This is a genomic window from Neptuniibacter sp. QD37_6, assembly GCF_047778085.1.
In the GTDB taxonomy this organism is placed as follows: Bacteria; Pseudomonadota; Gammaproteobacteria; order Pseudomonadales; family Balneatricaceae; genus Neptuniibacter.
This window is the reverse complement of sequence record NZ_CP180550.1, coordinates 2,189,590-2,201,751: the sequence shown is the minus strand read 5'-3', so window position 1 is coordinate 2,201,751 and position 12,162 is coordinate 2,189,590. Positions and strand designations below refer to the sequence as shown.

Genomic DNA, 12,162 nt, shown 5'->3' with positions numbered 1-12,162 from the left:
GGCTATATAAAAACATCCAAGCGGCTCTTTAAGTTGTATCGTGTGTGTTACATTAAAAAGGCGAGCTGGGTAAAAAGGCGACAAGTACCCAGCCCGCATCAAAGGAGCTACAGTTTATTTTGTAGCTCTGGCATCACGTCAAACAGGTCAGCAACTAAGCCATAATCTGCGACGGAAAAAATAGGAGCTTCTTCATCTTTGTTGATAGCAACAATGGTTTTGGAATCTTTCATTCCTGCAAGATGTTGAATAGCACCTGAAATACCAACAGCGATATACAGCTCTGGCGCGACGATCTTACCGGTCTGGCCTACTTGCATATCGTTTGGAACAAAGCCGGCGTCAACCGCTGCGCGGGATGCACCTACGGCAGCGCCTAGCTTGTCTGCCACTTGTTCTAGCAGACCGAAATTCTCACCGTTACCCATACCGCGGCCACCAGAAATAATGATGTTGGCAGCAGTCAGTTCAGGACGATCAGACTCAGCGACTTCTTCACTAACAAAACTTGATAGTTGGGCATCATGAGCAATCGATATCTCGCTAATCTCTGCTGAATTGCCTTTTTCAGCAGCGTCGAAAGAGGTTGTTCGCACGGTGATGACTTTTATTGGATCTAATGATTCTACGGTTGCGACTGCGTTACCTGCGTAGATAGGACGCTGGAACGTCGTAGCTGATTCAACAGCGGTGATATCAGAGATCTGAACCACATCCAGTAGCGCTGCAACGCGTGGAAGGTAGTTTTTCCCTGAGGTAGTGGCTGGCGCGAGGATATGAACATAGTCCTTACCTAACTCGGTAATCAGCTTAGCCATGTTCTCTGCTAGCTGATATTCGTAAGCTAGTTCATCAGCAAGTAAGACTTTACTAACACCAGCGATCTCTGACGCTGAAACGGCTACAGCTTTGCAGTTACTGCCCGCGACCAGTAGATGAATATCACCTCCGATTTGTGTCGCTGCTGTAATCGTGTTGAGAGTGACAGGTTTTAGTGTGCGATTGTCATGTTCTGCAATAACGAGAATAGTCATATATCACCCCCTTAAATTACTTTTGCTTCGTTCTGAAGTTTCTCGATCAATTCATCAACGCTGTTTACTCGGATACCCGCTGCACGATCTGCTGGTGGCGTTACTTTCAACAACTTGGTGTGGCTTTTTAGCTCTACACTTAAGTCCGCAGGGGATTTGACCGCTAAAGGCTTGCGCTTAGCTTTCATAATGTTTGGCAAAGAAGCGTAGCGAGGTTCGTTGAGTCGGAGGTCTGTAGTCACGATTGCTGGTAGCTTTAGCTCTACTGTTTGTAGGCCACCGTCCACTTCGCGTGTCACAACAGCTTTGCCATCTTCGACCTTAACTTCAGAAGCAAATGTACCTTGTGGCATATCGGTTAGCGCCGCTAACATTTGACCTGTCTGATTGTTATCACTATCGATGGCTTGTTTACCCATAATTACCAGATCAGGTTGTTCCTCATCGATCACTTTGCTTAATAGTTTTGCTACGTTTAGTGATTCTGGAAGTTCATCTGTCTCAATCTGAATACCACGATCAGCACCTAGAGCTAAGGCTGTTCTAATTTGTTCCTGGCAAGCTTTAGGGCCGATCGATACAATTACGATCTCTTCTGCTTTGCCTGCTTCTTTTAGACGAACTGCTTCTTCAACGGCGATCTCGCAGAACGGGTTTAGCGCCATTTTGACATTGGCTAGATCTACATCGGTGTTGTCTGCTTTAACGCGTACTTTTACGTTGTAATCAATCACGCGTTTTACGGTAACTAAAATTTTCATCTGTTTACCTCTCCGACCTAGGAGCTAAGCTCCTAGGTTTTCACTCTGGTGTTATAAGTTTTATGATTTTTGAGGTTCTGTACCGTTGGCACGATCACGAAGTAGGAACTTCTGGATCTTACCGGTTGATGTTTTAGGTAGCGGGCCGAAAACAATATCCTTCGGTGCTTTAAAGTGGGCCATATGTTCACGACAGAAATCGATCAGTTCTTTCTCTGTAATACCGCAATCGGCACCTTCTTTTAGAGCAACGAAAGCACAAGGTGTTTCACCCCATTTTTCGTTGTTCTTAGCAACTACCGCAGCTTCTTGGATAAATGGATGACGGTATAGAACATCTTCTACCTCGATAGAGGAGATGTTTTCACCACCTGAGATGATGATGTCTTTAGAACGATCTTTGATCTCGATATAGCCATCTGCATGCCATACTGCTAGATCACCCGAGTGGAACCAACCACCTTCAAAGGCTTTCTCAGTGGTTTCTGGGTTCTTTAGATAGCCTTTCATTACAAGATTTCCTTGCATGAAAATCTCACCCATTGTTTCGCCATCTTGAGGCACAGGTTCCATTGTTGTTGGGTCAGCAACCATTAGGCCATCAAGCATTGGCGCTCTGACACCTTGACGAGATTTTAAGCGCGCTTTCTCATCAGCCGTTTTGTCATTCCACTCATCGTGCCAAGCACACACAACAGAAGGGCCGTAGGTTTCTGTTAAGCCGTAAACATGGGTTACGCTAAAGCCTAGGGCTTCCATACCTGCGATAACCGCTGCTGGTGGCGCTGCACCTGCAGTCATCACGTTTACTTGATGTTCAATGCCAGCTTTAAGTTCATCATCAGCGGAATTAAGCATGTTCAGAACGATAGGTGCACCACAGAAGAAACCAACTTTCTCTTCTTTAATGGCATTAAAAATATGATCTGCGCGGACATGGCGAAGGCAGACATTAACACCTGCCATAGCAGCGATCGTCCATGGGAAACACCAACCATTGCAGTGGAACATTGGTAGGGTCCACAGATATACAGGGTGCTGGCCCATGCCCCATGAAATGGAGTTACTGATAGCGTTTAGGTAAGCACCGCGATGGTGGTATACAACACCTTTTGGATTACCTGTCGTGCCTGATGTGTAGTTTAGGGTGATGGCGTTCCATTCATCATTCACGTGGTGAGGTGTGAAGTTTTCGTCACCTAGCTTGAGGAAATCATCGTATTTGATATCGCCGATGAACTCGCCTTCAGTCCAATAAGGATCATCAATATCGATGATGAAAGGTTTATGATCCATCAGCTCCAGAGCGCCTTTAACGACAGAGCTGAACTCACGGTCAGTAATAAGAACCTTGCTCTCAGCATGCTGCAAAATAAATGCAACGGCTTCTGAATCTAGACGGATATTAATTGAGTTAAGCACGGCGCCACACATAGGTACGGCGAAATGCGCTTCAAAGTGTTCAGCTAGGTTTGGCGCTAAAATAGAAACGGCATCGCCAGGATTGACGCCTTTTTGTTTTAAAGCGCTGGCTAGTTTCTTACAACGATTATAGGTTTCAGCCCAGCTGCGGCGTATTTCGCCATGAACAGTGGCTGTACGCTCTGGATAGACACTAGCTGCACGTTCGATAAACGTAATAGGTGTCAGTGCAGAATAATTGGCCAGATTTTTATCCAGATCGGTTTCGAAAGCTGAAGTGATCACTGTCTCTCTCCTTGCTATTTACCGCTAACGCTCAGTTTTGCGCTTAGCTAAAGTTATTACGTTTAAATTTGATAAATTGGCCGACTATTCCGCTGCGGAAGCTCAAAACGCAAACCACAAAAACAGCGCCCATAATGATGTGAATGTAGTTACCCATCTCGCCACCAGAGAGGTAGTTCTGCATGCTGACGATAAAGCCTGCACCCAAGACAGGGCCGAAGATCGTGCCCACCCCGCCAACAAGGGTCATAAGGATGACTTCGCCTGACATGTGCCAATGAACATCGGTTAACGATGCCAATTGGAAAACCAGCGTTTTGGTCGAGCCAGCAAGTGCTGCTAAAGCAGATGAGATGATGAAGGCAATCCATTTGTAACGATTAACGTCGTAACCCAATGAAGTTGCGCGGGCTTCGTTATCTCGAATTGCTTTTAATACTTGGCCAAATGGTGAATGAATGGTGCGGTTGATCATCCAATAACCGAATACAAATATGGCCAGCACAAAGTAATACATGGTGTAGTTATCGCTTAGGTCTAGTAGCCCAAACAGCTCCCCACGAGGCACACCTTGCATACCATCTTCACCATTAGTAAATGGCGCTTGTAGGTAGAGGAAGAACACTAACTGTGCCAAAGCCAAGGTCACCATGGCGAAGTAGATGCCTTCACGCTTAACCGCAAGCTTGCCAAAAATCGCACCTAATAAGCCGCCGGCAACAGTACCTGCAAGAATGGCAAGTTCAGGTGTAATACCGCTATTGATCATGAGGTAACCGGTGATGTATCCACCCGTTCCTAAGAACGCCGCATGACCAAAGGAAAGTAAGCCCACAAATCCAAGCAATAAGTTAAATGCGCAGGCAAATAGTGCAAAGCACAGAACTTTAGCTAGGAAAACAGGGTAAAGAGCTGCTGGTGCGATCAACGCTAGAGCCAGCAGTGCAATGTTTAGTTTTTGATTATTCATACCGATCTCCTAAGCTTCTTTACCGAATAAACCGGCTGGCTTGAGTAGCAGCACAATAACCATCACCAAGAAGATAATGGTGGTAGAGGCTTCGGGATAAAAATATTTGGTTAGACCTTCCACGATCCCCATACCAAGGCCCGTGAGGATGGCTCCACCGATAGAACCCATTCCACCGATAACCACGATGGCAAACACCACGATTAAGATGTTTGAGCCCATATCAGGAGATACAGAATAGACTGGAGCAGCCATGACACCGGCAAAGCCTGCTAAAGCAACGCCGAAACCAAAGGTCAAAGTAACGATCAATGGCACGTTGATACCAAAGGCTTGCATCAATTGTGGGTTCTCTGTGCCTGCGCGAAGGTAAGCACCTAGCTTGGTTTTTTCGATCATCCACCAAGTGCCAGCGCAGACAATGATAGAAGCGATAATGATCCAAGCCCGATAATTCGGCAGATACATAAATGGCAGACGGTTACCGCCTTTTAGTTCTTCGGGAATGGCGTATGACATGCCAGAAGAGCCAAACATATGGGTAAAAGCACCCTGTATAATCAAGGCTAAGCCGAACGTTAACAGTAGGCTATAGAGGTGATCTTCATTAGCGATAGGGCGGATAAGGAAGCGTTCCATCAATATGCCGATCGCGCCAATGCAGATCGGTACAAGGATCAAAGCCACCCAGTAGTTTATGCCCATATATTTCAGGGCAAGAAAAGCGATAAATGCACCCAGCATATAGAGTGCACCTTGCGCGAAGTTAATTATCTTCAGCAGACCGAAGATAATGGCCAGTCCGAGGCTAAGCAAGGCGTAGAATGAGCCGTTGATCAACCCAACCAATAACTGGCCAAATAGGGCAAAGAGGTTAATATCAAACATAACAATCATCTACCTGTAGTCATCCAATAGGGATGTATGGAGCAGGGGTGATGGCAAAGCCAAATAGCATTTGCCACCACGCGTTTTTCTTATGAGAAGTTGCACTGCGGTAGCATTGGGCTGTAAGCCTCATCTGCTGGAATAACCTTCAGTACTTTGTAGATGTCGTTTTGATCTTTACGCTCGGCTGCTTTCTTGATCTCTACATACAGCATGTCGTGTACCATACGGCCGTCTGGACGTAGAGTTGCATTACGTGCGAAGAAGTCTTCAGGTTTTGTCTCTTTCATCTTCTTAGCGATCGCTTCTGCGTTATCACTGCCTACCGCTTTAACTGCATTTAGGTAGTGAGTTGTTACAGAGTAAACACCTGCGTGAATCATGCTTGGAATAGCGCCGTGACGCTCTTCGAAACGTTGACTCCACTGACGCGTTTTCTCATCCATGTCCCAGTAGAATCCAGACGTTAAGCGCATACCGCCAGCAACATCTGCATCCATTGCTTGAGCGTTTGGTGTGAATACTAATAGGCCCGCAACATCCATCTCTTGCGTTAGACCAAATTCAGTGGCAGTTTTCAGCGCATTTACTGTGTCGTTACCGGCATTCGCTAGAGCAACTACGTCCGCACCAGAAGCTTGAGCCTGAAGAACATAAGAAGAGAAGTCTGTAGTGCCTAGAGGAGCGCGGATAGTGCCAACAACTTCACCGCCGTTTTCTTTGATGACCTTGGATGCAACACCTTCTAGAGCGTGACCAAAACTGTAGTCAGCTGTGATGAAGAACCATTTCTTCTTACCGGATTGAACCATAGGTTTTACAGTGCCGTTTGCTAGGGCAACAACGTTGTAAGTCCAGTGAACGTTGTAAGGGTTACAGCTCTTAGTTGTGAACGTGTTGGATGCTGAGCCAGAAATCAGTGTTAGCTTTTTAGCATTCAGGTTAACTTTCGATACTGCGCCAGATACCGCAGAAGAAACTAAACCACCGATTGCATCAACGTCTTCGGCTTCTACCCACTTACGCGCAATAGAAGAGGCGATATCTGGTTTTAGCTGTGAGTCAGCTGTAACTAGTTCGATCTCTTGTCCAAGTACCTTACCACCAAAATCTTCAATCGCCATCTCTGCTGCGGTTACACAGCCTTGACCACAAATGTCGGCATAAGTACCACCCATATCTGCCAAAATGCCCAGCTTAATTTTGCCGTCAGATTCTGCCAGTGCAGCACCTGAAACTGCTGTTGCCACTGCGCCTGTAATAACTGCTGAGATTAGTGATTTTTTAAATGTCTTCATTGACTCGCTCCAGTTGCCGTACCTTCTACTCAAAGGTCGTATCTATGTTGTTTTTATTCTTTAACTGCTTAAACACCGAGGTAGGTATTCAATAAATCTGTTTTAGCTTCGAGCTCATGGGCATGAACTTCTTCCACAATGTGGCCGTGCTCCATCACGTAGTGACGGTCAGCAATTGGCGCTGCAAAGCGGAAGTTTTGTTCAACTAGCAGAATGGTTAATCCTCTCTCTTTGAGGAGACTAAGAACCTCGCCCAGTTTCTGCACAATGACGGGGGCGAGGCCCTCAGTAATTTCATCCAGCAATAGGATGTTTGCGCCGGTACGCAAAATTCTGCCTAGGGCGAGCATCTGCTGCTCACCACCAGATAAACGTGTGCCTTGACTGGTTCTACGTTCGTAAAGGTTTGGGAATATTTCGTAAATCTCTTCCACACTCATACCGTCAGAACGCACTTGAGGTGGTAGCATGAGGTTTTCTTCAACATTAAGACTGGAGAAAATACCGCGCTCTTCGGGGCAAAAACCTAGACCTAAACGGGCAATCTTATGCGCAGGCAGGGACATAGTTTCTTCGCCATTGACCACAATGTTGCCTGTACGTTTGCCGACCATATTCATAATGGCTTTTAGGGTTGTTGAGCGACCAGAACCGTTACGGCCCAATAGGGTTACCAATTCACCTTGGTTAACCGTTAGGTCGATGCCATGGAGAATGTGCGACTCGCCATAAAAGGCATGTAGATTATTAATACGAAGCTTTTCGCGCTGATTACCGTGAACAGGTTCGTGTTTGCTCTGTAAGTTAACGGCCTGATTCATACCACAGCCTCCGCTTCTTGTTTGGCTTGTTCAGCTTCAACTTCTTCGGCTGCAGTACCCATGTAAGCTTCACGTACGCGTGGATCTGCGGAAACAGTGTCGTAGTCGCCTTCGGTTAAAATAGCGCCTCGTTGCAGTACGGTGATGCGATCAGCAAGTTTGGAAACCACATGTAAGTTGTGTTCGACCATTAGAATTGTGCGATTGGCAGAGACCTTTTTAATTAGGTCGGTCACTACATCCACATCTTCGTGCCCCATGCCTTGTGTCGGCTCATCAAGTAGCATGAGTTCAGGCTCTAAGGCCAGTGTGGTAGCGATCTCTAGAGCACGCTTGCGGCCATAAGGCAGGTCAACGGTAACGCTGTTGGCAAAACTCTCTAAACCTACAGATTCGAGAAGCTCTAAAGCGCGCGCATTTAAATGGTTAAGAATTTTTTCAGAACGCCAAAAGTGAAAGCTGTTACCTTCTTTACGTTGTAGGGCAATACGAACGTTTTCTAGAACCGTTAAGTGAGGAAAAACAGCAGAGATCTGGAATGAACGGACAACCCCTTTGCGTGCTATCGCTGCAGATTGCATCGAGGTGATATCTTCATTGTTAAATAAGATCTGACCGGTGGTTGGTTGCAAAAATTTGGTCAGTAAATTGAATACGGTGGTTTTACCTGCGCCGTTAGGGCCGATAAGTGCGTGAATGTGTCCTCGTTGAATCTTTAGATTGACATCATCAACCGCAGTAAAGCCTTTAAACGCTTTGGTCAGATCCCGAGTTTCCAGAATGAAGTCTTGCTTAGGCTGAGTCATCGTGGCGCTACTCTTTTCCTTGAATTACCTTGTCCGCTACAGCTTCAGATAGATAATTCTCGATTTTTGTTTTTATGTGGCAGCCAGATTAATGGAGAAAGTTTGCTTAACTATTTTTGTAATCTAACGAAATGTAACAAGTCGCCGTTGCAATCTCGGTTTGTGTTACATTCGATTTAAAGAAATACTGTTCTATTAAGGACTTATCTCTCATGGAAGGGGAGTTGTGTTTGTAACATCAACGAGATAGTAGATTCGATGTATCGCCGTTCACCTATTACTATTCGCTTGTTCTTAATGCTATTGGCGCTAATCGGTAGCATTTTTGCCGCAATTTATTTCTTTACCGTTCCTTTGATTAAACAGAATGTTTTCAATCTTGAATTGAATTCCAACCGTCAGGTTTTGAACATCGTTTATGACCTTGCTAATCGGATGTATGCAGGGACGGAGCGTTACGTAGATAACACCCTTAAATCTCATGAGCAGCGTTTGGGGTCTGTGCTGGATATAGCTGAAAACTACATCAATCTTGCGCTGCGTGATGGTAGGCAAAGTGGGTTAAGCGACGCGGAAATATGGGAAAAGGTATTTACAGATCTGCGTAAGTTTCAATTTGGTAATGGCGATTATATTTGGATCTCAGATTATGACGCTAACCTGATCTCTCACCCTGATGATGCTTATCATCAGCAAAATATGTCGGATGTAAAAGATACTGATGGCAATCTGATTATTCCTGGCATTCTCTCTCTCGCTTTAACCGACGGTACTGGTTTTTATAAATACAAATGGAACCGCCTTAACGAAACCGAAGCGATCGATAAATATTCCTATGTTAAACATTACCCAGATTGGGGCTTTGTGATGGGGGCTGGGGTTTATATTGACGACATTCAACGCGAGGTTGCTGCGCAGAAAGAGCGGGCGATAGCAGAGATAAACCGAGCACTTAAAGATATTAAAATTGCGCAGAATGGCTATCTCTACGTGTTCGATTCTCAAGGGAATATGCTATTTCATCCCAACCGCAATATTCATGGGATCAACTTTAAAACGCAGTTAAATCCAGTAACAGGACAACCAATCTACCAAGATTTGATGGCTGTGTCAGATACTGGGAAAGAACTGTATTACAAATGGGATAGACCCGATGATCCAGGGCATTATGAATACGAAAAGCTCTCGTTAGTCAGACACTTGTCCGGGTTTGATTGGTATATCAGCTCGTCGGTGTATCTAGACGACTTAAAAGCAAGCTCGGTACAAATCAGTCAGCGTATTATGGCTATGGGCTTTTTTGGTCTGTTGGCGTCCATTGTTGCGGTATTTATCTTTGCAGAGTGGTTAACTTCTCCTATTAAATCTCTTTCGCAGACCGCATATAAAATCAGCCGTGGTGATCTATCCGCGAAAACAGGTATATCTCGAAATGATGAGCTAGGTATCTTGGCTGAATCATTCGACTATATGGTCGATCGCTTACGGGGAAATATTAACAATCTCAATAGCCGCGTGAATGAACGTACCAAAGAGTTATCAGAGTCAAATAGTCGTTTATTGGAAGCAGTTAACTCTCTGCAAACAACGCAAGATGAACTTCGTGCAGTAGAGATCCGGCAGCGTTTGATTCTAGATGCGTTGCCAGCTCAGGTGGCTTACCTCGATAACCAACTACGTTATGTGTTTGCAAACCGTCAGTACCGAGAGATGTTTGATCAGACCAAAGAGGGAATTGTTGGTAAATCATTTGAAGAAGTGGTCGGCGATGAGATGAATCAGGCTCTTCAGCCGTATATTGCCAAAGCGATGCAGGGTGAGACGCCGGTGTACGAATATCGGCTTAATGATCACGGTAAAGATATTTTAACTCGTCGAACCGTTCTACCATTTTACAACGTACGCAAAGAAGTCGAAGGGATGTTAACCCTCTCAATCGATATTACGCATGAGCGTGAAGTCGAACAGCGTATGGCTGAGGCGAGTAAGATGAAAGCAGTTGGGCAGATGTCGGGTGGCTTGGCCCATGATTTCAACAATCTTCTTACGATTATTCTGGGTAACCTCCTAGAGTTGCAAGGTAAGCATGATCTACCTAAGCATTTACAGCAACATCTCACGCCAGCGGTAAGGGCAACCCGAAGAGGCGCGGATATGACGAAACGTCTGTTAGCGTTCTCGAGGCGTCAGCCGCTTAAGCCTAGCTATGTGCAACCTGAACAGCTTATCAACGATTTAGTCGGTCTATTGGCTGCACCTCTGCCCGAAAATATTCAGCTAAGAACTCAAATTAAACCAAACCTGCCTGCTGTCTATGTTGATAGTGCTCAAATGGAAGATGCCTTGGTAAATTTAGCGCTTAACTCGGCTGATGCAATGCCTAAGGGTGGGGAGTTGTGCTTAATGGTATCCGCGGTTAGTTCAGATAGCAGAGAAGTTCAGCAAGCTTCGTGGGACGAAGAGGTGGTTTCAGGCGAGTATGTATTACTCAGCGTGATAGATACGGGTGAAGGCTTTAGTGATGAAGCCTTAGATAAGGCTTGTGAGCCATTTTTTACTACCAAAGGCACCGGCGCAGGATCAGGCTTAGGTTTGAGTATGGTTTACGGGTTTGTAAAACAATCTAAGGGTTATTTCAGAATTCAAAATCGCGCTCATTACCATCATGGTCAAGTAGGCGCGAGAATTGATCTGTTGTTAGGCGCGATGGAGCAACAGAGCCCGCAGGTAACCCAAACCACAAAAACAGTTGAGGGGAACGGTCGGGCGGAGATCACTGAAAGTTCTCTTATCTTATTAGTAGAGGACGATGCCGATGTGCGTCAGTTGGTTCGGGGGCAATTAAGGTCGATGGGCTTTTCCGTAGTTGAAGCGGCTAGTGGTGATGAGGCCTTAGCTATGCTGACGGGTTTATCGGACCTAGCTGGCGTTGTCAGTGATGTAGTGATGCCTGGTGCAGCAACGGGTTATGATGTAGCAACAGCAGTGAACCTTATTTTCCCAAAAGCTTTTGTTGTGATCATGACAGGATACAGTGAACAGCCTACCGAGCTTGAGTTTGAATATAGCCTGATACAAAAACCTTTCGATGCCGAAACCTTAGAAAGCAAAATAGTGCCTTGCCTAAAAGAACATAATCAGGAGAGCAGATGATGACCGATGTCAGCACCCCGTTGATCTATGTAATTGAAGATGAAGAGGATCTAGGCAAACTCATTTGCACAACCCTACAGGGCTTTCGTTACCAAGCTAAACCATTCACAACTGGTGAAGCTGCTCTTGTTGAAATAGGCTGGATGAAACCGGATATCTGCATTGTAGATCTTAACCTGCCCGATATGGATGGCATGGAGTTAGTTAAACAACTGGATGAAGAGGAAGTAGGGGTTATCATCGTTTCTGGTCGTGATGGATTGACCGATAGGATTTTAGGGTTAGAATTTGGCGCTGATGACTATATTACTAAGCCCTTTGAGCCTAGAGAGCTTGTAGCCCGGGTTCAGAGTTTATTACGCCGTATTCGTAAAAAGAAAAACTTGGTGATAGACACGCCAACTAAAGCTCGCTTTGGGCAATGGGTGTATCAGCCAGATTCATTGAGTTTAAAGCATGCGCATAAGCCCGCTGAATCTTTGAGTAGGGCTGAAGGTGATATGTTGCTAGCGTTGCTAAAGCATCCCTTTCAAATACTATCGCGAGATCAGCTATTAGGCGAAAATTGTGTCCCCTATGATCGTAGTATTGATGTGAGAATGTCGAGACTACGTAAGAAGATCGAAGAAGATCCACAGCAACCAGCGTTTATTAAAACGGTTTATGGCGCGGGGTACATGTTTACTTCTGAGGTGCGCTGGGAGTAATTGATTGAGAAATAAAA

At 45.4% G+C, this 12,162-nt stretch carries 10 protein-coding genes; 2 read left to right on the top strand and 8 right to left on the bottom strand.

Annotated features, from left to right (window positions below):
* Window positions 1-107 precede the first annotated feature (107 nt).
* From ACMXYO_RS10535 to ACMXYO_RS10500, 8 genes are all read right to left on the bottom strand, one after another.
* A complete protein-coding gene (locus ACMXYO_RS10535; protein WP_415885077.1) occupies window positions 108-1,034 on the bottom strand; it encodes an electron transfer flavoprotein subunit alpha/FixB family protein in 927 nt (308 codons plus the stop codon).
* 11 nt (window positions 1,035-1,045) lie between these two features.
* Window positions 1,046-1,795 carry an electron transfer flavoprotein subunit beta/FixA family protein gene (locus ACMXYO_RS10530; protein WP_415885076.1) on the bottom strand — a complete coding sequence of 250 codons (750 nt, stop codon included), beginning with the start codon at window positions 1,793-1,795 and terminating at the stop codon, window positions 1,046-1,048.
* Between the two features lie 60 nt (window positions 1,796-1,855).
* Window positions 1,856-3,499: an acyl-CoA synthetase gene (locus ACMXYO_RS10525; RefSeq protein ID WP_415888094.1), complete on the bottom strand. Its 1,644-nt coding sequence runs from the start codon at window positions 3,497-3,499 to the stop codon at window positions 1,856-1,858.
* Window positions 3,500-3,545: 46 nt separating this feature from the next.
* Complete coding sequence (locus tag ACMXYO_RS10520) at window positions 3,546-4,472, bottom strand: branched-chain amino acid ABC transporter permease (RefSeq protein WP_415885075.1); 927 nt, start codon at window positions 4,470-4,472, stop codon at window positions 3,546-3,548.
* Between the two features lie 9 nt (window positions 4,473-4,481).
* Window positions 4,482-5,369 (bottom strand): branched-chain amino acid ABC transporter permease, encoded by an 888-nt coding sequence (locus ACMXYO_RS10515; protein WP_415885074.1) that lies wholly within the window; start codon window positions 5,367-5,369, stop codon window positions 4,482-4,484.
* 80 nt (window positions 5,370-5,449) lie between these two features.
* The gene (locus ACMXYO_RS10510) at window positions 5,450-6,658 is read right to left on the bottom strand and encodes an ABC transporter substrate-binding protein (protein ID WP_415885073.1); all 1,209 of its coding nucleotides are present in this window, start codon (window positions 6,656-6,658) and stop codon (window positions 5,450-5,452) included.
* 68 nt (window positions 6,659-6,726) lie between these two features.
* Entirely contained in the window at window positions 6,727-7,479 is a 753-nt protein-coding gene (locus tag ACMXYO_RS10505; protein WP_415885072.1) for an ABC transporter ATP-binding protein, read from the bottom strand.
* Window positions 7,476-8,285: an ABC transporter ATP-binding protein gene (locus ACMXYO_RS10500; protein WP_415885071.1), complete on the bottom strand. Its 810-nt coding sequence runs from the start codon at window positions 8,283-8,285 to the stop codon at window positions 7,476-7,478. The genes ACMXYO_RS10505 and ACMXYO_RS10500 overlap by 4 nt, the downstream gene beginning before the upstream one ends.
* A gap of 258 nt (window positions 8,286-8,543) precedes the next feature.
* Here ACMXYO_RS10500 and ACMXYO_RS10495 point away from each other — a divergent pair, with 258 nt between their 5' ends.
* Together ACMXYO_RS10495 and ACMXYO_RS10490 are read left to right on the top strand one after the other, a co-directional pair.
* The gene (locus ACMXYO_RS10495) at window positions 8,544-11,438 is read left to right on the top strand and encodes a cache domain-containing protein (RefSeq protein ID WP_415885070.1); all 2,895 of its coding nucleotides are present in this window, start codon (window positions 8,544-8,546) and stop codon (window positions 11,436-11,438) included.
* Complete coding sequence (locus ACMXYO_RS10490) at window positions 11,435-12,145, top strand: response regulator transcription factor (RefSeq protein WP_415885069.1); 711 nt, start codon at window positions 11,435-11,437, stop codon at window positions 12,143-12,145. Before ACMXYO_RS10495 ends, ACMXYO_RS10490 begins: the two co-directional genes overlap by 4 nt.
* Window positions 12,146-12,162 lie beyond the last annotated feature (17 nt).

Bases quoted from the DNA above. Each gene is read 5' to 3' on its own strand.
- ACMXYO_RS10535 (WP_415885077.1), bottom strand. From the start codon at position 1,034: ATGACTATTCTCGTTATTGCAGAACATGACAATCGCACACTAAAACCT.
- ACMXYO_RS10530 (WP_415885076.1), bottom strand. From the start codon at position 1,795: ATGAAAATTTTAGTTACCGTAAAACGCGTGATTGATTACAACGTAAAA.
- ACMXYO_RS10520 (WP_415885075.1), bottom strand. From the start codon at position 4,472: ATGAATAATCAAAAACTAAACATTGCACTGCTGGCTCTAGCGTTGATC.
- ACMXYO_RS10510 (WP_415885073.1), bottom strand. From the start codon at position 6,658: ATGAAGACATTTAAAAAATCACTAATCTCAGCAGTTATTACAGGCGCA.
- ACMXYO_RS10500 (WP_415885071.1), bottom strand. From the start codon at position 8,285: ATGACTCAGCCTAAGCAAGACTTCATTCTGGAAACTCGGGATCTGACC.
- ACMXYO_RS10490 (WP_415885069.1), top strand. From the start codon at position 11,435: ATGATGACCGATGTCAGCACCCCGTTGATCTATGTAATTGAAGATGAA.
- ACMXYO_RS10495 (WP_415885070.1), top strand. From the start codon at position 8,544: ATGTATCGCCGTTCACCTATTACTATTCGCTTGTTCTTAATGCTATTG.
- ACMXYO_RS10505 (WP_415885072.1), bottom strand. From the start codon at position 7,479: ATGAATCAGGCCGTTAACTTACAGAGCAAACACGAACCTGTTCACGGT.
- ACMXYO_RS10515 (WP_415885074.1), bottom strand. From the start codon at position 5,369: ATGATTGTTATGTTTGATATTAACCTCTTTGCCCTATTTGGCCAGTTA.